At 66.8% G+C, this 21,563-nt stretch carries 21 protein-coding genes and 4 pseudogenes; 8 read left to right on the plus strand and 17 right to left on the minus strand.

The window, feature by feature from the left end; all coding sequences use genetic code 11:
* Positions 1–132 precede the first annotated feature (132 nt).
* A pseudogene (locus GVY39_RS34880) lies at positions 133–361 on the plus strand (transposase); the annotation flags it as partial.
* Positions 362–465: 104 nt separating this feature from the next.
* Here the strand turns inward: GVY39_RS34880 and GVY39_RS34885 are convergent.
* From GVY39_RS34885 to GVY39_RS31905, 13 genes and pseudogenes are all read right to left on the minus strand, one after another.
* Positions 466–1,026, minus strand: a pseudogene (locus GVY39_RS34885) (integrase core domain-containing protein); the annotation flags it as partial.
* Positions 1,027–1,080: 54 nt separating this feature from the next.
* Positions 1,081–1,233 carry a hypothetical protein gene (locus GVY39_RS31850; RefSeq protein WP_159930720.1) on the minus strand — a complete coding sequence of 51 codons (153 nt, stop codon included), beginning with the start codon at positions 1,231–1,233 and terminating at the stop codon, positions 1,081–1,083.
* Between the two features lie 202 nt (positions 1,234–1,435).
* Positions 1,436–1,789: a hypothetical protein gene (locus GVY39_RS31855; RefSeq protein WP_159930719.1), complete on the minus strand. Its 354-nt coding sequence runs from the start codon at positions 1,787–1,789 to the stop codon at positions 1,436–1,438.
* A gap of 130 nt (positions 1,790–1,919) precedes the next feature.
* A complete protein-coding gene (locus GVY39_RS34890; RefSeq protein WP_249644769.1) occupies positions 1,920–2,306 on the minus strand; it encodes a protein-tyrosine phosphatase family protein in 387 nt (128 codons plus the stop codon).
* Between the two features lie 295 nt (positions 2,307–2,601).
* A pseudogene (locus GVY39_RS35465) lies at positions 2,602–2,919 on the minus strand (Tn3 family transposase); the annotation flags it as partial.
* Positions 2,912–3,232 (minus strand): annotated as a pseudogene (locus tag GVY39_RS31870) (Sir2 family NAD-dependent protein deacetylase); the annotation flags it as partial. The pseudogenes GVY39_RS31870 and GVY39_RS35465, both read right to left, overlap by 8 nt.
* A gap of 58 nt (positions 3,233–3,290) precedes the next feature.
* Positions 3,291–3,953 (minus strand): transcriptional repressor LexA, encoded by a 663-nt coding sequence (gene lexA / locus GVY39_RS31875; RefSeq protein ID WP_159930718.1) that lies wholly within the window; start codon positions 3,951–3,953, stop codon positions 3,291–3,293.
* A complete protein-coding gene (locus GVY39_RS31880; protein ID WP_236565786.1) occupies positions 3,950–4,948 on the minus strand; it encodes a LysR family transcriptional regulator in 999 nt (332 codons plus the stop codon). The genes lexA and GVY39_RS31880 overlap by 4 nt, the downstream gene beginning before the upstream one ends.
* Positions 4,949–5,159: 211 nt before the next feature.
* Positions 5,160–7,454 (minus strand): molybdopterin-dependent oxidoreductase, encoded by a 2,295-nt coding sequence (locus GVY39_RS31885; RefSeq protein WP_255466347.1) that lies wholly within the window; start codon positions 7,452–7,454, stop codon positions 5,160–5,162.
* Between the two features lie 61 nt (positions 7,455–7,515).
* Positions 7,516–7,998 carry a nitroreductase family deazaflavin-dependent oxidoreductase gene (locus GVY39_RS31890; RefSeq protein ID WP_159930717.1) on the minus strand — a complete coding sequence of 161 codons (483 nt, stop codon included), beginning with the start codon at positions 7,996–7,998 and terminating at the stop codon, positions 7,516–7,518.
* A gap of 366 nt (positions 7,999–8,364) precedes the next feature.
* Positions 8,365–8,763, minus strand: a complete 399-nt coding sequence (locus GVY39_RS31895) for a DUF4870 domain-containing protein (RefSeq protein WP_159930716.1) — start codon at positions 8,761–8,763, stop codon at positions 8,365–8,367.
* A 110-nt stretch (positions 8,764–8,873) separates the two neighbouring features.
* Positions 8,874–9,350: a VOC family protein gene (locus GVY39_RS31900; protein ID WP_236565785.1), complete on the minus strand. Its 477-nt coding sequence runs from the start codon at positions 9,348–9,350 to the stop codon at positions 8,874–8,876.
* Positions 9,351–9,401: 51 nt separating this feature from the next.
* On the minus strand, positions 9,402–9,899 hold the full coding sequence (locus GVY39_RS31905; RefSeq protein ID WP_159930715.1) for a pyridoxamine 5'-phosphate oxidase family protein: 498 nt from the start codon (positions 9,897–9,899) through the stop codon (positions 9,402–9,404).
* A 495-nt stretch (positions 9,900–10,394) separates the two neighbouring features.
* On the opposite strand from GVY39_RS31905, the gene GVY39_RS31910 reads away from it, so the two are divergent.
* The gene (locus tag GVY39_RS31910; protein ID WP_159930714.1) at positions 10,395–10,817 is read left to right on the plus strand and encodes a hypothetical protein; all 423 of its coding nucleotides are present in this window, start codon (positions 10,395–10,397) and stop codon (positions 10,815–10,817) included.
* Positions 10,818–11,300: 483 nt separating this feature from the next.
* On the opposite strand, the gene GVY39_RS31915 is transcribed toward GVY39_RS31910, so the two are convergent.
* Together GVY39_RS31915 and GVY39_RS31920 are read right to left on the minus strand one after the other, a co-directional pair.
* On the minus strand, positions 11,301–11,915 hold the full coding sequence (locus GVY39_RS31915) for a restriction endonuclease (protein ID WP_159930713.1): 615 nt from the start codon (positions 11,913–11,915) through the stop codon (positions 11,301–11,303).
* Positions 11,916–12,052: 137 nt separating this feature from the next.
* The gene (locus GVY39_RS31920) at positions 12,053–13,228 is read right to left on the minus strand and encodes a HEAT repeat domain-containing protein (protein WP_370523856.1); all 1,176 of its coding nucleotides are present in this window, start codon (positions 13,226–13,228) and stop codon (positions 12,053–12,055) included.
* Between GVY39_RS31920 and GVY39_RS31925 the strand changes: the two genes are divergently transcribed.
* From GVY39_RS31925 to GVY39_RS31935, 3 genes are all read left to right on the plus strand, one after another.
* A complete protein-coding gene (locus tag GVY39_RS31925) occupies positions 13,160–13,351 on the plus strand; it encodes a hypothetical protein (protein ID WP_159930711.1) in 192 nt (63 codons plus the stop codon). The two genes, GVY39_RS31920 and GVY39_RS31925, sit on opposite strands and share 69 nt — an antisense overlap.
* Before the next feature lie 539 nt (positions 13,352–13,890).
* Positions 13,891–15,210: a family 1 glycosylhydrolase gene (locus tag GVY39_RS31930; RefSeq protein WP_159930710.1), complete on the plus strand. Its 1,320-nt coding sequence runs from the start codon at positions 13,891–13,893 to the stop codon at positions 15,208–15,210.
* Between the two features lie 43 nt (positions 15,211–15,253).
* Positions 15,254–15,448, plus strand: coding sequence for a hypothetical protein (locus GVY39_RS31935; protein WP_159930709.1), 195 nt, complete (start codon positions 15,254–15,256; stop codon positions 15,446–15,448).
* Positions 15,449–15,453: 5 nt separating this feature from the next.
* Here GVY39_RS31935 and GVY39_RS31940 read toward each other — a convergent pair whose 3' ends face one another.
* Both GVY39_RS31940 and GVY39_RS31945 read right to left on the minus strand, forming a co-directional pair.
* The gene (locus tag GVY39_RS31940; RefSeq protein ID WP_159930723.1) at positions 15,454–16,434 is read right to left on the minus strand and encodes a nitronate monooxygenase family protein; all 981 of its coding nucleotides are present in this window, start codon (positions 16,432–16,434) and stop codon (positions 15,454–15,456) included.
* Between the two features lie 70 nt (positions 16,435–16,504).
* A complete protein-coding gene (locus GVY39_RS31945; RefSeq protein WP_159930708.1) occupies positions 16,505–17,203 on the minus strand; it encodes a TetR/AcrR family transcriptional regulator in 699 nt (232 codons plus the stop codon).
* A gap of 186 nt (positions 17,204–17,389) precedes the next feature.
* Here GVY39_RS31945 and GVY39_RS31950 point away from each other — a divergent pair, with 186 nt between their 5' ends.
* From GVY39_RS31950 to GVY39_RS31960, 3 genes are all read left to right on the plus strand, one after another.
* Complete coding sequence (locus GVY39_RS31950) at positions 17,390–19,111, plus strand: GMC oxidoreductase (RefSeq protein ID WP_159930707.1); 1,722 nt, start codon at positions 17,390–17,392, stop codon at positions 19,109–19,111.
* A gap of 258 nt (positions 19,112–19,369) precedes the next feature.
* Entirely contained in the window at positions 19,370–20,929 is a 1,560-nt protein-coding gene (locus GVY39_RS31955; RefSeq protein WP_159930722.1) for a serine hydrolase, read from the plus strand.
* 138 nt (positions 20,930–21,067) lie between these two features.
* Positions 21,068–21,487, plus strand: a complete 420-nt coding sequence (locus tag GVY39_RS31960; RefSeq protein ID WP_159930706.1) for a hypothetical protein — start codon at positions 21,068–21,070, stop codon at positions 21,485–21,487.
* The last annotated feature ends 76 nt before the right edge of the window (positions 21,488–21,563 follow it).

Here is a 21,563-nt window from a genome sequence, read left to right on the forward strand (position 1 = left end):
ACCACCGCAAACGGCGACAACGCGGACTCGGCAAACTCACCCCAATCGAGTTCGAGACAATCAACCAGACCGCACTCGCGGCCTGAACCCATCAACACCGCGAGTCAACCAAAGCCGGGGCAGTCCCATGAGCTGGGCGGCGCAGGCTTGATCGACTGGTCGCGAGCGGTCATCGACGCGGCGAGTGTCCAGGTGAAAAAGGGGGACCTTTGACCGGCCCGAGCCCGGTTGATCGCGGCAAGCCCGGCTCGAAGATCCACGTGCTGTCCGACCGCGCGGAATCCCGCTGTCGGTGGGTATCTCGGCCGCCAACACCAACGACGCTGAAGCGCTGCGGCCTATGGTCAAAGCGATTCCTGCTATTGACTGGGCCCCGTTTTCAGGTCCACCGATCATGTGAGTTGTAGTGGTTGGTTGAACTCGGTCGGTGACCATTGCTGGCGGAATGCGGTGGGGGCTGAGGAAGCCCAGCGATCCGTGTGGCCGGTAGTTGTTGTACTCGAAGCGCCAGTCCTCGGCAAGGACCTGGACCTCGGTCAGAGAATGAAAGATCTCGCAGGTGAGGAATTCGTCGCGGAAGCGGCCGATGGACGATTCGCAAATCCCGTTCTGCCATGGCGGTCCTGGGTCGATGAACGGCGCATCGACCCCGGTGAACCGGCACCAGTCGGTCATCGCGTGTGCGGTCATCTCGGTGCCGTTGTCCATGCGGATGTGCTCGGGTTTGCGCCCGGTCGCCGCGATGATCTCGTCGAGCACGCCGATCGGCGCATCGGCGGTGCAGGACCGGAAAGCCTTGACGGCGAGGGCTTCCCGGGTGAACTCGTCGATGACGTTGGGGAACCGCACCTGCCGGCCGTCGACGGTGAGGTCGACCTGGAAATCCAACGCCCACATCTGATCCGGTCGCGACGCCCGCAGCCGTTGATGGCGGCCAGGGCCGATCCGGCGCTTCTTACGCACCCGGACGGGGCGTTTCAGCCCTTCCTCGCGCCAGAGCCGTTGCGTACGTTTTCGATTGACCACCAGGGCTTCGGCCCGGCACCAACCAGTCAAGATCCTGGCCTGGATCTACGAGGCCTACTCCCAGCCGCACACGACGTCGAACGGCATCGCCGCCAGCATGAAAATGGCGCGCTCCACGGTCGACCGCGCGATCCGCTGCGCGATCGAGCTGACCGGTTCACGGTAATCCGGGGCGGGGTCGCCCTCCGCGGGCGAGGTGCGGTTCAACGGTCCGCCGCATCTTCCCGACCCGGTGACTCATGCAGGAGCTGAACCATTGGCTAGCCCATGCGTTGCAGGTCGGCACTCGCCAACAGTGCGCTGGAAAGGATCGAGTGCCTCGGGCGCAACGGTTCGGTCGATCCGTCGTCGCGCGTCAGCTCGAGCCTCCGCACCATGCACCGTTCATTTCGCGGGGAATGACGGCGGGTCATTCGTGGAGCCGGTGGTGCAGGTCGTCCAGGAGCTCGATCGCGGCGGTGAACGCCGGAATCGACTCGGTCGGAAGTGAGTAGGCGGCCACCTTGGAGAGGTGAGCGGATTCGGGTAACGGATTGCCTGGATCAGCCGTCGCTTCGGGCAGGCCGCGGGTGACGCCTTCCCGCCGGGCCGCGACGTTGAGTGACTGCGTGGCCGCGCGCAGCAGGCTGTCGCCGGTCAGTTCTGAGATCCTGCCGACCGGGGCGGATCCGCCTTCGGCGATCAGGGCCTGCACCAGCCGGTGCCCGCTGGGTGTCGAGGAACGCAGGATCTGCGCCGCCACCGCGGGGTCCACTCCACACACTCGGCCTCCCCGATGTCCGGCGAGGTGTCGACAGGATCGAACTCAGTGGTGTCGGTACCGGAGAGCAGTACTGACTCAGAGTGTCTCACGTCGTGACATTTAGTTGGCCGGGTTTGTGGAGGCTTGTTTGTCAGTGGTCGGCTGAAGTCGTGAAGCGGTGAACGAAGCGGCGTTGCCAAGGTGTTTCGACAGCGCGCGGTGAATAGTGCGTGCGGATGTAGGCGACTGCCTCGTTTGCGGGGATGCCGTCGAGCACTGCGATGCATGCGAGTGCCGTGCCGGTTCGGCCGTGGCCGCCGTTGCAGGCCACCTCGACTCGCTCGGCGGCGGTTCGCTTCCACGCCTCCTGCAGTGCACCGTGGGCGTCGGTGCGATCTGAAGGCAACCAGAAGTCGGGCCACCGAATCCATCTGCTGGACCACGCCACGGCCGGAGGCTGTTTTCCGAGCAGGTACAACCCGAATTCAGGCACGGGACCGTCCGGCATCGGCCGACGAAGTGCTCGGCCGCGTATCATTCGGCCCGACGGCAGAACGAGCAGGCCAGGCGTCGAAGAGTCCCAGGTGACAGTCACGGGTACACCCTAGACTTCACTTTGTCGCTCTCACCTGCACCAGCCTCTTGTAGCAGGTCAGTGCGGCGGCGAGGGTGAGGAAGGCGCAGAAGTGGTTGGCGTAGCGCTCGTATCGGATGCTCAGGCGGTGGTAGCCGAACAGCCAGGCGATCGACCGTTCGATCACCCTTCTGTGCTTGTTGAGCTTCGTGCTGGACTCGATGCCTTTGCCAACGCCTGACACCACCGGCATCTGTTCCGACATGTCCAGGCTGTCCGCGCCCAGACCGCGCAAGAACCCGAGCTTGTCGACTTCGGCCTTCACCGCTTCCGCCGATGCTTCCACCGGTCCGGTCGACAGCCACCGCAACCGTGACATTCCGATCGACACGTCGGTGGCAAGCAACGCATCCAGCTCGGCACACCGTTCCGGCGTGAACTCATGCGCCAACCGGTCGTAGGTCTCGGACTGAGCCTGCTTGCGGGCGTGGGCGACCCGCTCCACCACCGTCACCGGACCCGGCCGGATCACCCGTGCCGAGATCAGACACTCACACGCCAGCCGGAACAACAACGTCCACATTCTGGGTGATCAGCCCGGTGACCACGCCCATCCGCTCCAGCCACGCCAGCGCGCGATGCCCGGGATTGGGGCGCGAGGCGTCCATGCGCCGCCAGCCCACATGGTTGCGCGCCCAGTACCGCTGCCTGAAGACCGGATCGCCGACGAACTGCTGGTAGGTCATCGGGTTGCGCGGCGGCGAGGACGGACCGCGATAGTCGGGGATACCGCTGTCGGTCGAGACCCCGGCACCGGTCAGCGCGACGACCCGGCGCCCGTCGAGCAAGCGCACCAGCTGCTCGAACCCGGCGCCGGAAGATGTCAGCATGCCGTTCAGGGTACGGCGGTCACCGCGGGCCGCATCGCGCCGTCACAGTTCGGCGAGGTCAGACCCGCCGCATCACCGACACGACCTTGCCGAGCACGACCGCCTCGTCGCCATCGATCACCTCATAGGCGGGGTTGCGCGGCTCCAGGTACACGTGACCGTTGCGCCGCCGGTACACCTTCACCGTCGCCTCGCCCTCGATCATCGCCGCCACGATCTCCCCGGAATGCGCCTCGTGCTGCCGGCGGACCACCACCAGATCACCGTCGCAGATGGCCGCGTCGATCATCGAATCACCACGCACCCGCAGGCCGAACACCGTGCCGCGCCCGACGAGCTCGCGCGGCAACGTCATCGTCTCGTCGGCATGCTCCTCGGCCGGAATCGGAGCGCCCGCGGCGATATCGCCGACCACCGGCACCGCCACCGAATCCTGCGCCGTCTCCCGCCGCGCGCCCGCCTGCAGGAACATCCGCACATCGATCGGCCGCGACACCGTCCGGCTGCGCCGCAGAAAACCCCGCTCCTCCAAGCTCTTCAGATGCTTGGACACCGACGACGTGGAGCGCAGACCCACCGCGTCACCGATCTCACGCGTATTCGGCGGATACCCGTGCCGCAGCACCCACTCCCGGATCGTGGCGAGAATCCGCTGCTGCCGCGGCGGCAACGTCGAGGTGTCGAGATGCTCGAAGGCGTCGAGCGGGTCGTATCCGGTCACCCGGGGAATGGTAGAGGCAGGGGCGGACACTCCGTGCCGGGCGCGGCGCCCGGCACGGCGAACAGCGCCCGATCGGCTTCGGGCACCCAGCAGGCGGCCGCGATATCCCGGTTGTAGTTCTGCGCGACGTGCTCGATCAACGGACGCAGCCCCGGATGCCGGTTGCCCGCCGACCACAGCAGCGCCAGCGGATACGCCGGAGTGGGATCGACGACCATCAGACGCCGCAGGTTGGGATGCCACGGCGTCTGGCCACCGTCTCCGCTGAAGGTCGTCAGCGACGACGAGTCCGCGATGCGTTCGACGAGCTGCGCCAAGTTCAGCATCGGTCCACTGGTGTCGACCGGAACCCCGCTGAACGCACTGAGATCTCGATAGAAATCCGCCCACTCCGACGGTGTGGCCGCCCCCGGCACCCACACCGGATGCCCGGCGATCTCCCGCAACGCGATCGTCGACCGGCCCGCCAACGGATGATCCTTACCCACCAGCAGATACAACGGCTCCAGATACGCGGGCGCGGCGACGATGTCGCCGGGCAACGTCACCGGTCCGCCGTACGCGCGGGCCAGGGCTGCGTCGACCAGGCCGCTGCGCAAGGCCTCCCGCGAGGTCGTGATCGCGTTCGAGATGACGATCTCGGTGTCGCAGCGCGGATGGCGCGCCAGATAGAACTCCATCAACTCGGTCGCGGCCGCGCGTTTCCCCAGCACCGCCACCCGCAACGGCCGCACCTGCGCACGAACGGCCCGCACCGCCTCCTCGGCGCCCGCCAGCAGTGACCGCGCGTACGGCAGCAATCGCGCACCGGCGCCGGTCGGCACGCTACTGCCGTGCCCGCGATCGAAAAGCTCCGCACCGAGCTGTGATTCGAGCTTCGCGATGCGCTTGGACACCGCCTGCTGACTGATCCCGAGCACGGCCGCGGCGTGGCCGAACTGCTCCTGCTCCACCACCGCGACGAACGCGCGCAGCGCCGCCAGATCCAGGTCCACCCGCCACCTCCATGAACAACCATCCGTTGTCCATATTTTCGTGTCTTTTGTTCGACTTCCGCGATCACCACTGCTTATATGGACCAGCAATAGCGATCAGCGAACACAACCTACAACCAGACGATGTTCGCCGAGCGATAGGTCCCGTGAACGTCGAGGCCCACCTGTGTGGCGGTGTGAGCACCGCACGGACACGACCACCAACGGTGGACTACGACTCGGACGCAACTCCGATCCGGGGCGGGCGAAGCACCTCCACATCCGCTGGAGGACCCGCATAGCGTTCGATCTCCACCAGCGTGAGCTGCCCGGCGCAGCCCTGGCTCAGCGTGGAGGACGGGCGGTCGGCGATGAGCACGTTGGGATTACCGTGGCGGCAGAACGTCGGATCGGCCGGATCCGGGTCGTACCAAGCCCCGGTGGACAACTGCGCCACACCAGCCCGCACCCCGTCGTCGACCAGCAATCCGGCCAGACAACTGCCTCGCTCGTTGAACACGCGCACGACCTCACCTGCGCGCAGGCCACGAGCCGCGGCGTCGGAGGGATGCATGCGAATCGGTTCCCGCCCGGATATCTTCACAGACCGGCTGTGCGCACCCATGTCCAGCTGGCTGTGCAACTTGGTCCGCGGTTGATTCGCCACCAACTGCAACGGATATCGCCTCGCCGCCGGACCGCCCAGCCACTCCTCGGGCTCCAACCACACCGGATGCCCCGGGCAATCGGCGTACCCGAAGCCATCGATGGTCGCAGAGAAGATCTCGATCTTCCCGCTCGGTGTGGTGAGCGGAAACCGGTCCGGGTCGGCGCGAAAGTCCGCAGCCAGCACCTGCCGCGGGTCGGGCACCGGAAGCTCGAGGCACTCGCCGGTCCAGAACGTGTCGAAGTCCGGCAGCTCGTGGCCCAGCCGTGACTGCCCCGCTCGCCACTGTTCGTACAGATGCCGCAGCCATTGGCCGACGGAGCGCCCCTCGGTGAATTCCGTGCCGACCCCGAGCCGATCGGCCGCCTCGGCGAAGATCGAATAATCGTCCCGAGCCTCGGCGCGCGGGCGGGTGAGCGCCCTCATCGGAAAGAAGGAGCTGTCGCCCTCGCCCGCACCGTAATCGTCGCGCTCGATGGACATGGTCGACGGCAGCACGATATCGGCGTGCCGCGCGGTGGCCGTCCAGAACGCATCGTGCACCACGACCGTGTCCGGGCGCGTGAACGCCGCCCGCAACCGAGCCAGATCCTGGTGGTGATGGAACGGATTACCACCGCACCAGTACACCAACCGCACGTCCGGATACACCAGGTCCTGACCGTTGTAGCGATAGGGTTCACCCGGGTTGAGCAGCATGTCCGCGATCCGCGCGACCGGGATGAAGATATCGATGCCATTGCGCCCCTGCGGAAATCGCGGCACCGGCATACGCGCCGGCTCGCCGACACCGGCCACCGACCCGTAACCGTGTCCGAACCCGCCACCAGGAAGCCCGATCTGCCCCATCATCGCCGCCAGCACGACCCCCGCCCACAGCGGCTGCTCACCGTGCCGCGCCCGCTGAAGCGACCAACTCACCGTCACGAGCGTGCGCGCGGCCGCCATCTCGCGCGCCAGCGTCCGTATACGCTCGGCAGGCACACCAGTGATCGACGCCGCCCACGCCGGATCTTTGACGACTCCGTCCGCCGCGCCACGCAGGTATTCCGCGAAGCGCTCGTAGCCGACCGCATACCGGCGCAGAAACTCCTGATCGGCCAATCCTTCCTCGTCCAGCACCTGGGCAAGCGCCAGCATCATCGCCACGTCGGTCCCGGGCAGCGGGGCGATCCACTCGGCCGCACCCTCGGGCGCAGTGTCGTCGCGCAGCGGGCTGATCGACACGAAGCGGCAGCCCCGCGCCCGCGCCGCCGCGATCCACCCGCGCGCGTTGTGCCGCGACACGCCACCCGGTGACACAGCCGCATTCTTCGGCGACAACCCACCGAAAGCCACCACCAGCTCCGAATGCTCGGCCAGCACGGCTTTCGCCGTCGCCTGTTGCGTCACCCACCCGATGTCGCCGAGGACATACGGCAGGAACACCGTCGACGTGCCGAGGCTGTAGCTGTTCACGTGCCGGACGTAGCCGCCGAGACAGTTGAGAAACCGATGCAACTGACTCTGCGCGTGATGGAAACGCCCCGCGCTGGCCCAGCCGTACGAACCGCCGTACACCGCTTCCGGTCCGTGCTGCCGGTACACCCGCCCGAGTTCGCCTGCCAGCAGGTCCAACGCCCGCTCCCACGACACCGGGACGAAACCCTCCGAACCGCGCGGGCCGGGACCGGGACCGCTCTCCAGCCAACCCCTGCGGATGTACGGCCGATCGATACGGGTCGGGTGGTGTTGTGCCGAAGCGATATTGCCGATCAGCGACGTCGGCTCCGGATCACCACGCCACGGCCGGACGTTCATGAGTCGTTCGCCGTCGCTGTCGGCCTCGAATGCGCCCCAGTGGGTCAGATGCGTGGTCACCGTCCCACCGTAAGCTGCCGCACACGAGCCCGACCGCCGCTCGCATACGATTCACAACGCTTCAGGCAGACACGCGGCGCAGCTCGAAGATGCGGAACACCCGCCCTCCGGACAGTTCGTGCTCCATGGCGTAACCGGGCCACAAGGCGACCGCCCGCTCCCAGACGCGTTCGCGCTCCACGCCGGTGAGCTCACGTACCGCGACCGGGAACTGCTCGCCCTTGTAACGAACCTGAGCGGTCTGCGCCGCACGCAGATTCGCCGACCACGCCGGATGTTCGGCACTGCCCCAATTCGAACCGAGGACTACGAAGTCGGCATCGTGCAGCACGCACAGCAACGACGTGGTGCGCGAAATCCCCGTCTTCCGCCCCGCCACGGTGATCTGGATCGAGGGCAGACCCGCCAGATCCAGGACGCCCATGCGGCCGCCGCTGGCACGCCGGACCAACCGATCCACCCGCAGCACGACCGGCGCCGAGCGCATCACCCACCGCTGCTGGGCCAACCGCCGGGCCACTCGCGGCAACGGATTCCAGACCATGTCAGGACACCTTTCCGTAGCGAACTCACAACCTGGCAGGCGCTCTACAACAGAACTACCACCCCGTACCGACAACCCTGCACCATCGGCCTGCGGCCAGTCGGTGAGAGGTGGTCGTCGTGAGGCAGATCTTGCCTGGGGACATCCGACCATGGCCGCCGCGCTCACTGACGCCGGCGATCCTTGGTCAAGTCCGCGCGTTACGACGCCGAGGAGTCGGTGGCATCATCGGACGTTCCGCGAGGACGTCAACGGCCCGAGATAGTCTCGGGCCGTAGATCTTCGGACTGCCGTATCCGGCCGTCGGCAGGAGTGCCGACACCCATCCTCGATTACGAAATCCAGCGGAGGACTTCGAAAATGCCGCTACTTGACGGAGTCGGCCAACCGATCGGCATATGGGGCAGTCAATCTTCCGACGATGGGAAGCTCTGCACGGAGACCGCCGATTTTGTTCGCCTGGACCATGGCCATGATCCAGACGACGACCGCGAAGACCGCGACTGCGAGCCCGGCGAGGCTGAAGATGATCCCCACGACTCCGAGGAGCGAGCCGACGATGCCCAGAACAATATTGACCACCGAGATCGCCCCGAAGAAGACAATTGATTGCGCGGCATGGAATTTCACGTCGGGATCATTCTTTCCCACGAATAGGAAGATGATTCCCGTGAGCCACCCCAATGCGTACGACAGGATCGCGCTGGTCCTTTTGTCCGAGCCGGCGGACTGCGGTTTGTTCGTAGGATGTTGAGAAGATGTCATGGGGTAAGTAGATGCCACGCCCGCCACCTACCGATCCCAGGTTTCAGCACGAACCACAGGTTGCGGGCGCGAGATGGCCCCGTCGCGGCGCTGGACCGTTGACCGGCCGGTCACTTGATCTGCTCGGCCAGCGCGACGAGGATGCCCGCGGGGCCCCGGAGGTAGCAGAGCCGGTAGCTGTTCTCGTACTGCACCAGCTCGCCGAGGAGCTCGGCTCCGTGTGGCCGCAAGCGGTCGAGGATGCCGTCGATGTCTTCGACCGCGAACATGATGCGATGCATGCCCAGCGTGTTCGCCGGAGCGCGCGGGTCACCGCCGCGGGCCGGCGGCGTCCGGTACTTGGTCAGCTCGAGCCGTCCGTGGCCGTCTGGGGTGCGCATCATCGCGATGTCCGATCGGACTCTCTCGAGCCCGACGAGGCGATCCACCGCGCTGCCCTCGACTGTCGCCTCGCCTTCCAGCTCCAGTCCGAGTGCGACGAAGAACGCCGTAGCAGCCGCGAGGTCGTCGACGACGATGGCGATGTTGTCCATCCGCTGGATTGTCCCGCGCCCGGGTCGGGGGCCACGCTGGTCGGTCTCGCTCATGGCGATCTCCTTTCGGGGCGCGCCGCCGACTTCGGCGGCGCGTGTACGTGTTCAGGCGCGCTCACGTTCTTTCTGTCGCTGCATTAGTTCCTCGATGGCGGTGGGCAGTGTTGTCTCGAAGTCGATCAGCTTGGCCCAGGTCGGCTTGACCACGATTCGGACCATGCCGTCGTAGAGCGACCTCACGCCTTCCTCCCACTCGGTCCGTTGTTCGGGCGTCATCTCATAAGTGCCGTTCCACTGGAGGTACTCGTCCGGGATGCCGTCGACGACATCCAGCTCCGCACGGCCGCGGATGAGTAGGACCTTCGGCGGGTGCGACTCGGTGTCGATCGTCAGCGCGACCGCGGGATTGCGGCGCAACGCGGGGAGTTTCCGCGCGTTCGTCGCGGTGCACATGACGACTTCCGTGCCGTTCCAGACAATCCCGATCGGGATCGACCGCGGGGTGCCGTCCAGCCCGATGAAGGCCAGCCTGGCCAGGTCACGGGCCAGTAGTTCCTGGCTGAGTGGGCGGCTCAGTACCTCATCGATGGCGTGCTGGTCCATAGTTCGAGCTCCTCGGTTGTCGTAGCGGCGGGCGCTGGACCCGACGCGGGTAATGCGGTGCCGTAGATGTGCGGGCGGCCGGAATCCTTCGGTCCCGCGCACAAGCGCCCTCAGATACTGGTGCCCGCCTCGCCGCTGCGCACGAACGATCCAGCCACGTCGGCAGGTCGGTCATGTCGGGCTCCTGTCTTTCGGCCTATCCAGTAGATTTGACGAGGCAGCCATCCGAGAATTCATCGGTGCAGCCGAGATCGGTACACACTCCTGCGAACGCCTCGAACTCGGCATGAGCGCGCACCCAAGAGACACGCCGAGCCAGCGCGACGCGCCACCCCAACAATGCCTGATCTGGATCTCGGTATCGCCAGCGACTGGACGCGCGAGAAATGGAACATCCCGATCTACGATCACGGCCCCACCGATAGCCCCGGTTACGGCCCGGTGGGGCGTGGGTCGCCCGACCCTCCCTCGCGGTAGGGGTGCACAATCGGGCCTATGGCACGATCTCTGCCCGAGGGCGAATCGCTTCTGGTGCGTACGGACTTCACCGACGACGCGGCGTGGGCCCAAACCCTCGCGGCGGTCATCGCGTCCTACGACGAAGACACGATGACAGAGCTGACACCCGTCGACGACGTGACCTTCGACGGGCTGACGCCCGCCGATCTAGGTGATCTGATCGATGGCCAGACCTATGTGTTCCTCGCCGACACCACCACGATGACCGACCCCGAGCACCCACTGCTGGTGGTCGATACCAGCGGCGAGGATGTTCGAGGGGACGGCGACGCGGTGTTCCGGATCGCACCGATCGCGATGGCCGAGGTCGAGGCCAACTTCCTCCTCTCCAACGTGGACTTCGAGGACTACGCCGGCAGCGTCGACGACGACGGTGTCTTCCGCGGCTTCGATCGGTGAACGCGGCCGACGCTCATGCCCTGCCACAGGTCCATCCCCGTGGAGCTTTGGATGGACGACTTACCCTCGCTCAATGACGATGGGCCGGTATAGGTTTCACGTAGTCGACAATGACGGGCACAGGAAACCGACCGACAAACGAGCAACGAGTGAGCCGCCATGCTTCACACCTGGGTCGAGTCCACCGGAGGCCCCCTGCTGATCGCCCCCGAATCAGAACTTGGTCACTGGGGCGGCACATCCGAACGGCGTCGGTGACGATGATGTTCGCGGCCAGCTCTCGCCATGCGTTGAAGCTCGGCCCGATTGTGCCACCGCCCCCGCTTGACCGGTCGCGCCGTCGAGGGCCGTCCGCAGACGTTCTGCCATGCCGCGGCCGCACACCGCACCGGCTAGTGTCGCTGACCTGAGCGGCGTTCGACCTGAGCGGGTTGCAAGCGTCCCAGAGATCAATCGTTTCTCGGGCACTCTGGTTTCTCGGTTTCAGTTCCAGGGACTCGGCCCGGTCTGCGATTCCCACGCTGCGAGCTCTTTTGCCGACATGAGCAAGATCCTGGCCTTGGCCGCGTACGCGCGTGCTTGCGGGGTGAACGCATGCGCGGTGGTCACCACGGCCGCCACGTCGGCGCCGTGGATGGTGTGCGCGGTCCCACCGAAGCGCTGGACGTCTTGGCTGCCCACGCTGCGGCCGTTGTGGTAACGCCTGGCCTGCAAGACGATTCGGCGACCGTCCGGTGCCCGCGCGATCACGTCGGCGCCTAGATCACCGGATCCGCCGACCACCCGGACATCGGTGCAGCCGTCGCGGCGGCACAACGCGGCCAGCGCTTCCTCGAACTCGGAGGGACTCAGCGAGTTCTGCCGCAGCGCCACCAGCACCCGCGCGTCATCGCGAGCACGCACCTGGCGGCGATGCCGCGCCGTCAGCACGGCGGCGACGGCAGCAATGGCCAGAACACAGGCCCCGACAGAAGCAAGCGCCGCGGCTTGCCGTGCGGCGATGTCCGCGATCTTGGGTGCAACCACCAGCGCGGCGATGGCAGCCATGAACATCAACGCCGCCGCATCCGATCCGCGGCGACCACGTCGTCTTCCCATCCCGATGCCCCCTCGACAGCCCGCCCGGTTCTTCCTCGACTTGACGCGGGCGCTTGCCCATCTCGATTGTCACCGCCGCCTCCCCGATACCACCTACTTCCGGAGGAAGGAAACGGTCCGATCCGGTCCGGCCACAGTTATAGCGGGAATGCGCCACGATGCCCCCACTGCCTTCCACAATCGGTCAGCGCCAGGACTCCGTGGCCCTGGACCGAGGTGTGGGGCCCGAGTTGACCGAGCCCGACGGTCGTACGCTCGGCGATGATGGCGGCGCTTCGACCCGGCAGTAGTTCAACACCCACGTCCGCAAGGTGGGCCCGTACTTCTTCGCGCCATTCGCCCAGCGCCGCCAGCGCTTCCTCACTCGAATTCTCCCCCTCGGCGTCCGGGTCGTATTCAGGCATGGTGAGCAGCAGGTACATCGCCTGTTCCTGGGGCAGGTGTTGCTGAATCCTTCCCAGAAGCCCACTGCCATCGGGGGTGTGCAAGTTTGCCTCGGCAGCCAAGGGCTCGCCGGCCTCGACCTCACCTTCGTGAAAATCGTGGTGGTAGTAGCGGATCAGCGACTCCTGCTCGGCCGAACACCAGCCCATCCAGTCGCCACATCCTCCGTTCTCGACCTGGACGTACCAGTAGACGGTGCCGAACTGCCGGCTCAGCTCCACACATCGGCGTTGCTGGGCAACGTGCTCGTCCTCGATGGACGTCTCGTCGTGTTTTCTGATCATGCTCTTGGGCGTGCCGAAGACCAGGGTCCAGCCATCGAGAACCGGGGAGACGAACATCTGGGCGCACCGGCGGTGACCGCTGAAGTCATCGATGAGCCAGCTTCCGGGGGTGGGGCGGAACTGCCAGCGTTCGAATCCAGCGCGCATCGTGATGGGCACCGGATCGGACAGCCCGAATGCGCGCAGCACCGCGTCGCGGTCGTCGGTGCGCAGCGCGTACCACTCCCCGTTGGGATAGAACGGTTGAGCGATCTCGGCGCGAATCTTGGCGGCAACCAGACGTGCCGCCACCCGAGCATCAATGGGATCGAGTGTATCCCAGCCGATCTCAACGAGGGCGGCCAGCGCCGCACGACGCGAGCGGCGAGCCGAGCGCCGGACTTCCCGCAGGATCGGGACCGCCGCGCGGCCGATGTCCGCGAAGGCGCCCACGGCTGCGGCCACCACACCCGGATACGGATCGTCGAACATCGTGGCCAGCACGCGCGCGTAAGGCAATGCAGCATCGCCGCCGCGATGTCCGAGTACCTCCGCGCTGAGGCGGCGCGCGTCCGGATCCTCGTCTCGCAGGTGCGCTACTTGCAGCCGGACTTCGTCGGTGACACGGGGAAATCCGAGTACAGCGCCCGCCCGTTGCGCACTGTCGTCCGCGCCGCCCACGACCAAGTCGGTCAACTCCGGCCACACCGCCGGACCGGCCTGCCGTAACACCGCATCGGCCTGTGGCCACTCGGCTCGGCGCAGACCATCGCTCAGCACTTCGAGCGCGACCCCGCTGTCCAATGCGCGCACGGGCCTGTCTGTTCCCACTGTGTCCTTCCCGCACGACCGCCCGGCGCTGCCGATAGCAGCGGCGGCGGTCGATTCGTTGCATCGTATGGGGTGCGCACAGACATCCACGCTCGAGCAGCAAGCTCGGTAAGTAGTTGCCCGATCCAGGCTTTTTGGGTGTTGAAACGATCGTTTCACAGCGTGGTGTTTGTTTATACGATTGACATTGTTAGATGCGCATATCTACGTCTCGACATATAAATTCAGGCGCTTCTCGACCGGCTATCCCGAGACGGCCACATCGCACTTTCCTCGACCAGCTTTAGGCACGCCTACTCGCCCGCTCCCCATAACCCCTCCCCGACTTCAGGAAAACGGACAAGTGACCAGTTACCCTGTCCCCCGTGGTATCCACTCTCCGCCCAGTGCGCCCGAGGTCCAGGTGTACCGGTCACCACTCCCGCAACAGGAGTTCGATGCGTTCACATCACCGCCACGCCTTGGCTGCCGTCGTGGCTGTCACCGCGGTATTTCTCGCAGGAGCCGCTCCGGCCGCCGCCCGGCCCGCGCCACCCCCTGTGGTCGCACCGATGGGCCCGGACTTTCTCTGGGGCGTCGCCGCGTCGGGATACCAATCGGAGGGCCACGCCCCGGACAGCAACTGGTCTCGCTACGTCGCGTCCGGGAAAACGACGGACCCCTACCGGGATTCGATCGACTTCTACACGCGCTATCGCTCGGACATCGCCTTGGCGGCGGGCCTGGGCGTCAAGGTGTACCGCGTGGGCATCGAGTGGGCTCGCCTCCAGCCCGAGCCGGGCAAGTGGGACCCCGACGGACTGAAGTTCTACGACGATCTCGTCGCGGCGATCACCGCCGCGGGCATGCGTCCCATGCTCACGATCGACCACTGGGTCTACCCGGGTTGGGCGGTCGACCGCGGCGGCTGGAACAACCCGGGCATCGTCGAGGACTGGCTGGCCAACGCGCGCGCCGTCGTCGATCGCTACGCCCCGTACCGGCCCTTGTGGGTAACCTTCAACGAGCCGACCTTCTACTTGGTGAACGAACTGCGACACGGCGGACTTCCGCCCACCGCGGCGCTGGCGATGCAGGAACGAATCGCGCTGGCGCACAACAGCATCTACGACCACATCCACCGGGTGCAGCCCGACGCCATGGTGACCAGCAACGTCGCCTACATCCCGGGCGCCGAGGACGTGGTGAACAAGCCACTGGTGGACAAGATCGGCGCCAAGCTCGACTACATCGGCATCGATTACTACTACGGCCTCTCCCCCGACACCCTCACCACCACCGTGAACTTCACCGAGCTGTGGAAGAACCCGATGCAGCCAGAAGGCATCTACTATGCGCTGCAGCACTATTCGCGCCAGTTCCCCGGAAAGCCGCTCTATATCGTCGAGAACGGCATGCCCACCGAGAACGGCCTACCGCGTGCGGACGGTTACGGGCGCGCCGACTCGCTCCGCGACACCGTCTACTGGCTCCAGCGCGCCAAAGCCGACGGCATGAATTTGATGGGCTATAACTACTGGAGTCTCACCGACAACTACGAGTGGGGTTCCTACACACCACGTTTCGGCCTTTACACCGTCGACGTTCTCACCGATCCGGCACTGACGCGCAAGCCGACGGACGCGGTGGCCGCGTACACGGCTATCACGCGAGCCGGTGGCGTCGCGCCGGACTATCGACCGACGCGGACGCCGAAGGATTGCTCGTTCGTCGACGGGCCCGCAAGCTGCTCCGACCCCGTCACCGTGCCGCGGTGACACGGAAGTCGAAGGCGGGTAGACCACCGAGTGGAGGTAGACGATGACCGACGATCCCGTCGCGACCCTGCGGCGCTGGACCGATTCGGGTGGGGTCTGGCGGGTGACAGGCCGCCGATCCGGTTCGGTCACCGTCGCGCTCTACCAGTGCACCGGCGGCGAGGAAGTGGAGCGGGTGGTGTCCGCCGATCCGGCTCTGATCCGCTACCTCGGCGATCGGACCAGCAGTGAGGACTGAACCGCTCAGCTCCCGACCGGACCGGTCACACCCGACCACAGCCGTTCGAGCACCCGCGCCGCCGGTTCCACGGAGGTGATCATTCCGACGCCCTCCCCCGCGTCGATCGGCGCGGTCTTCGGATCGTCCACGGCGAGCGCGGCGGCGAGCGTGTGTTTGGCCGACCGATCCGTCGCGAGTTCTTCTTCCCGTCCGGTCCACCGATCGGTGAATCCGGTGCGCAGCACCCGCGCGGGAAATCGCGCGGGCCAGGGCAGTTCCATCCCCACGTCGTAGGCGCGGGTGAGCACGGTGTCCGTGCCGCGGGCGTCGAGCAGTGCCTGCCTGCCCGCATCCGACAGCAGCGATTCCGTGCAGGCCGCCAGGCAGGTACCGAGCCATGCGCCGCTCGCCCCGGCGCGAAGGACGGCGGCGAGATCCCGCGGTGCGCCGATGCCGCCGGCCGCGAGCACCGGGACCGAGGCCACGTCCAGCACCTCGTCGAGGAGCGGGAGCAGCGCCGCGTTCACGGCGCCGTGCCCGCCGCCCTCCACGCCACGGGCCACGAGGACGCCGATGCCCGCGTCTTGCGCACGCCGCGCGTCCTGCCCGCTGTAGACCTGGGTGGCCGAGGCGATCCCCGCGGCCGCGACCCGGGCGGCCCAATCCAGGTTCTCGCCGAAGCTGACCGAGATCAGCGCGGGACGTGCTTCGATCGCGACCTCCAGCAGTCGTGGTTCCCGGGCGACGACCCAATCGACCAGCCCGATGCCGAACGGGCCTTCGACGCCGCCCAGGTGCGGCAACTCCAGTTCCAGCGCGCGAACCGACCCGGCGCTGCCCATCCCGATCATGCCGAGTCCGCCGGCCGCGGTCACCGCTGCGGCGAGCCGCCCGCCCGCCACGCCGCCCATCGGCGCGTTGACCAGAGGAATGCGCATACCCATCCGACGCGCCCACGCGGTCGCGGCGCTCAGGTCGGGTACCGCAGACGGTTCGCCTGGCATCGTCACGCGTTCCATCCCAACACACGCCGTTGTGCTCGGCCGCGGACTCCCCCGTTGTCCCGGTTGCCGATCACCCGTGGTGCCCCAGCATGTCCAGCAGTCCGTCGAGTTGCAGTTCGAACAGCTCGTCGCGATCGGTGAAGGTGTCGGGGCCGTACATATCGAAGACGTCCGCGCTCACCGCACCGAACAGGCCGACCCAGAAGGTCACGCCGCGGACGACCAGCCAGTTCGGCAATTCGAGCCGGAATTCGTCACGGATCCGCCCGAAATTGTCCGCGAGAGAAGCGGATATCCGCGGTTCCCTGATAGGGGCCGTGAGTTCGCCCGCTCCGTAGGCGTGAGCGAACAGCGTCAGCATCGTGGCGATCACCCGGGTGCCCGGTGCGACGGTCTCGGCCGCGGGCGCGTCGTAGCCGGGAACCGGGGTGCCGAACAGCAACCCATAGCGGGCGGGTTCGGCCAGCGCCCACCCCCGCACCGTGCGCCCGAGGACCCGCAGCCTATCGATCGGCGCGTCCCCTGCCTCGGCCAGCGCGTTGTCAACCGCGTCACCGAGTGCGTTGTAACCGTCCACTACGAGCATGGTGAGCAGTTCGTCGCGACTGCGGACGTAGCGGTAGACGGCCGAGGAAACCACGCCGAGATCACGCGCCACCGCACGCAGGGACAGTGCCGCGGCGCCGTCTGTCGCCAGGTGTTCTCGCCCGATCCGGATGATGTCGTCCATGGTCTGGGCCCTGGCGCGGGCGCGGGGTGTGGTCGGCATAGCAGAAACCATGCGCGCTCCAGAGAGCGATGTCAACTGTTGAGAGCACCGCTCTACATCGGGACGAGGGACCGTCGGCGAACCGATTATCAGACCGATGGGGCCGGTTCCGGCCGACTTGCGAACCGTTACTTACCCGGGAGTAGTGTTATCCGAGTCACTGGCGACACGATCGAGGAGTTCCACATGGACCAGCGGACGACGGATTACGACGTGCTGATCGTCGGTTCGGGGTTCGGCGGCAGCGTCACCGCGCTCCGGCTGGTGGAGAAAGGGTACAAAGTCGGCGTGCTGGAGGCGGGCAGGCGCTTCGCCGACGACGAGCTGCCCAAGACCAGCTGGGACGTGAAGAAGTTTCTCTGGGCGCCCGCGCTCGGCTGTTACGGGATCCAGCGCATCCATCCGCTGCGCAACGTGCTGATCCTCGGCGGCGCCGGTGTCGGCGGCGGGTCGTTGAACTACGCGAACACTCTCTACGTGCCGCCGGAGCCGTTCTTCCAGGACGCGCAGTGGCGTGACATCACCGACTGGCGCGACGAACTGACCCCGTACTACGAACGAGCGCAGCAGATGCTCGGCGTGGTACGCAATCCGCACATGACGCCCGCCGACGAAGTCTTCAAGGCCGTGGCCGACGACATGGGCGTCGGCGACACCTTCGTGCAGACCCCCGTCGGCGTGTTCTTCGGCGAACCGGGAAAGACCGTGCCCGACCCGTACTTCGGCGGGGCCGGCCCCGAGCGCACCGGTTGCGTCGAATGCGGCGACTGCATGGTGGGCTGCAAGTACGGCGCGAAGAACACCCTCGTGAAGAACTACCTCTATCTGGCCGAGAAGGCCGGCGCCGAGGTCATTCCCATGACGACTGTCACCGAGCTGCGTCCACACCCCGACGGCACCTGGGACGTGTCCACCGCCCGCACCGGCGCCTGGATACGCAAGCAGCCGCGCACGTTCAACGCCGCGCACGTCGTGCTCGCCGCGGGCACACGCGGAACCCAGCAGTTGCTGTTCGCCATGCGTGACAAAGGCGTGTTGCCCGATCTGTCCGATCGACTCGGCGTGCTGACGCGCACCAACTCGGAATCGATCGTCGGCGCGGCCACCAAGAAGGTGAAGCCGGGCCAAGACTTCACCAAGGGCGTCGCGATCACCTCGTCCATCCATCCCACCCCGGACACGCACATCGAGCCGGTCCGTTACGGCAAAGGCTCCAACTTCATGGGCCTGCTCCAGACGCTCATGGTCGACGGCGGCGGCCGCATCCCGCGCTGGCTGCGCTTCCTGGGCATGGTGTTGCGGCATCCGATGGACCTGCTCAGCTTCCTGAGCACCAAGAACTGGAGCGAGCGAACAATCATCTCGCTGGTCATGCAGCACTTGGACAATTCGATCACCACCTACACCAAGCGGGGCTTGTTCGGCCGCAAGCTCACCAGCAAGCAGGGCCACGGCGAGCCCAATCCGACGTGGATTCCCGTCGGCAACGACGTGACCAGGCGGGTCGCGGCGAAGATCGGCGGCATCGCGGGCGGCAGCTGGGGCGAGATCTTCAATATCCCGCTCACGGCCCACTTCCTCGGCGGCGCGGTGATCGGAGCCGACGCTCGGCAGGGCGTGATCGACGCATACCACCGCGTGTACGGCTACCCCACGCTCAGCGTCGTCGACGGCGCGGCGGTCTCGGCCAACCTGGGCGTCAATCCCTCGCTGACGATCACCGCGCAGGCCGAGCGCGCGGCGGCGTACTGGCCGAACAAGGGCGAAGTGGACACCCGGCCCCCGGTCGGCACGGGATACCGGCGCATCGCTCCGGTCGCGCCGGTCAAGCCGGCGGTTCCGGCAGATGCTCCCGCCGCGCTGGTACTTCCGATCGTAGAGATCCGGAAGACACCCGCCGCCGGTTAGGACCGGGCGCATTTCGGATTCCGGTCGGCGAGGTCGCAGCTGGCGATCGCCTCACCACCTCGTCGGCCGCGCTCCCAACGGCTTCGCCCGATGCGGGGAAGCCGCGTCCGGCGACGTCGGCGCTCGCCCGGCGAGAACGGCTGAACCACCCGCGCAGCAATCGCACCTCAACTAGCCTTTATCTGGTCTTTTGTCGCTACGACAGCCAGGAGGCGACCCGTGAGCACACTGTGGCGCGCACTGCTCGGTCCCGCGGCGATGGCGACCGCCGCCCTCCTCGCCTGCACGGCTTGCGGCGGCGACGACGCGGACACGACCGGTGCCGGTACACCGTCCAGTTCCGCGGTGATGCCCAATCAGGTCGCCGGTGTGCCGATCCCGGACGGACGCATCGATGATGCCGTTGGCGAGTTGGATCGACTTGCTGAAGGCCTACTCAGCTCGTCCGGCATTCCGGGCATGGCGATCGCCGTCGTCCACGGCGGGAAACTGGTGTACAGCAAAGGCTTCGGCGTCCGCAATATCGTCACCAAGGAGAAGGTCGACCAGGATACGGTCTTCCAGCTCGCGTCGCTGTCCAAGCCGGTGGGAGCGACGGTCGTCGCCCGCCGGATCGCCGCGGGGGGCGTCGAATGGGACACTCCGGTGCGCAAACTGCTGCCGTCTTTCGCGCTCGCCGATCCCTACGTCACCGAGCACGTCACGGTCGGCGACCTGTACGCGCATCGCTCCGGACTGCCCGATCACGCGGGCGACCTGCTGGAGGACCTCGGCTACGACCGTCAGCAGATTCTCGACCGGCTCCGGCTGTTGCCGCTGGGCTCCTTCCGGGACTCGTACGAATACACCAATTTCGGGCTGACCGCGGCCGCCGTCGCCGTGGCCGCGGCGGCGGGAGACGACTGGGAGACGCTGTCGGAAGGGACGATCTACGGCCCGCTCGGGATGAAGTCGACCAGCTCCCGCTACGCCGACTTCGCCTCCCGCGCGAACCGTGCCGAGGGGCACGTTCTGGTCGACGGCAAGTACGAGGTGGCGAACCCGCAGCGCCAACCGGACGCGCAGTCCCCAGCGGGAGGGGTCAGTTCCTCGGTGGCCGACATGGCCAAATGGATGACGATGGTGCTCGCGAACGGCTCCGCGGGCGGCTCGGTCGTGGTGCCGCCCGAGGATCTGCTGCCCGCCATCACCCCACAAGCCGTGTCGGCGCCGCCGAGTACGCCCGACGCGCGTGCCGGGTTCTACGGATTCGGTTTCAACGTGAGCGATTCCGCCTCGGGCCGGGTCGTACTGGGTCACTCGGGGGCGTTCGGTCTCGGCGCGGGTACCGCGTTCACACTGATCCCCTCCGCCGACGTCGGGATCGTGACACTGACCAACGCGGCGCCGATCGGTGTGCCCGAAACCCTCAACGCGGAGTTCGCCGACCTGGTCCAGTTCGGGCGGATCCAGCAGGACTGGCGCGCCCTCTATCGCACGGCGTTCGAGCCGCTCAGCGCGCCTGCGGGGGCTCTGGCCGGAGAACAGCCGCCCGCGGACCCCACACCCGCCCGCCCCCCGGCGTCGTACGCGGGCACCTATGACAACACCTACTACGGCCCGGCGACGATCAGCGCCACCGACAATGCCCTGACCCTCAGCTTGGGCCCGAACAACATGACCTTCCCCTTGAAGCACTGGGACGGCGATACTTTCGTCTTCAGCCCTTCTGGCGAGAACGCCAACCCCGGCTCGGTCTCCAAGGCGACCTTCGCCGGCGACAAGCTCACCCTCGAGTACTACGACACCGAACACCTCGGCGTCTTCACCCGGAGGTGACGCTCGCCGCCGTCCCTACCGCCGATGTCCGGGGCCTCAGCGCGTGATCGCGACCACTCGTCTCCGCTGTGTGCTCATTTCCGGGGGTTTGCTGCAGACAGTTGCGGGAAGTCGCTGAATGCAGGAGAGGAGGCAGCGATGACCGAACCGAACGATACCTACGACCCGCCCCAGGACACGGGCGCGCCCGACTCGGTGGAAACCGATCCGGCGGCCCTCAACAGTGCCGAGGATCTCGACGAAGACCGACTGCGTTCCGACCCGCTCGAGGCCGGGATGGACCCGCCGGAGCACTGGACCGGGGTCACGAAGTACGGCGTCACACCGTGGGAGCAAGCCCATCCTCGACCGATCGGGGACCGGCTCGCCGAAGAGGAACCCGACGTCGAGCCGAGCGCGGTGCCGGAGACCGAGGACACCCTGAAGCTCAAAGACATCACCGCCGACAGCGACGGGGTGCCGGTAGACCACCGCTACGAGGAAGAACTAGGCGTCTCGGCCGACGTTGCGGGGGGCTCTGTGGCCGACGACATCCGGCGACCTTCCCCGCCGGAATGACTGCCCGGATATCCGGCAGATCCGCTGACACCGCGGCGGCCCGGCTCGTCACCTGTGCAGGATAATCGCCGCACTG

The sequence above is a fragment of the Nocardia sp. CY15 genome (assembly GCF_009829295.1).
Taxonomy (GTDB): Bacteria; Actinomycetota; Actinomycetes; order Mycobacteriales; family Mycobacteriaceae; genus Nocardia; species Nocardia sputi.

Excerpts from the sequence above, each read along its gene's own strand:
- GVY39_RS31910 (WP_159930714.1), top strand. The coding sequence starts at position 10,395 with ATGGCACGATCTCTGCCCGAGGGCGAATCGCTTCTGGTGCGTACGGAC.
- GVY39_RS31945 (WP_159930708.1), bottom strand. The coding sequence starts at position 17,203 with ATGCCGACCACACCCCGCGCCCGCGCCAGGGCCCAGACCATGGACGAC.
- GVY39_RS31940 (WP_159930723.1), bottom strand. The coding sequence starts at position 16,434 with ATGCCAGGCGAACCGTCTGCGGTACCCGACCTGAGCGCCGCGACCGCG.
- GVY39_RS31950 (WP_159930707.1), top strand. The coding sequence starts at position 17,390 with ATGGACCAGCGGACGACGGATTACGACGTGCTGATCGTCGGTTCGGGG.
- GVY39_RS31930 (WP_159930710.1), top strand. The coding sequence starts at position 13,891 with ATGCGTTCACATCACCGCCACGCCTTGGCTGCCGTCGTGGCTGTCACC.
- GVY39_RS31900 (WP_236565785.1), bottom strand. The coding sequence starts at position 9,350 with ATGAGCGAGACCGACCAGCGTGGCCCCCGACCCGGGCGCGGGACAATC.
- GVY39_RS31905 (WP_159930715.1), bottom strand. The coding sequence starts at position 9,899 with ATGGACCAGCACGCCATCGATGAGGTACTGAGCCGCCCACTCAGCCAG.
- GVY39_RS34890 (WP_249644769.1), bottom strand. The coding sequence starts at position 2,306 with ATGATACGCGGCCGAGCACTTCGTCGGCCGATGCCGGACGGTCCCGTG.
- GVY39_RS31890 (WP_159930717.1), bottom strand. The coding sequence starts at position 7,998 with ATGGTCTGGAATCCGTTGCCGCGAGTGGCCCGGCGGTTGGCCCAGCAG.
- GVY39_RS31925 (WP_159930711.1), top strand. The coding sequence starts at position 13,160 with ATGTCCGAGTACCTCCGCGCTGAGGCGGCGCGCGTCCGGATCCTCGTC.
- GVY39_RS31955 (WP_159930722.1), top strand. The coding sequence starts at position 19,370 with ATGGCGACCGCCGCCCTCCTCGCCTGCACGGCTTGCGGCGGCGACGAC.
- GVY39_RS31960 (WP_159930706.1), top strand. The coding sequence starts at position 21,068 with ATGACCGAACCGAACGATACCTACGACCCGCCCCAGGACACGGGCGCG.
- GVY39_RS31915 (WP_159930713.1), bottom strand. The coding sequence starts at position 11,915 with ATGGGAAGACGACGTGGTCGCCGCGGATCGGATGCGGCGGCGTTGATG.
- GVY39_RS31895 (WP_159930716.1), bottom strand. The coding sequence starts at position 8,763 with ATGACATCTTCTCAACATCCTACGAACAAACCGCAGTCCGCCGGCTCG.
- GVY39_RS31935 (WP_159930709.1), top strand. The coding sequence starts at position 15,254 with ATGACCGACGATCCCGTCGCGACCCTGCGGCGCTGGACCGATTCGGGT.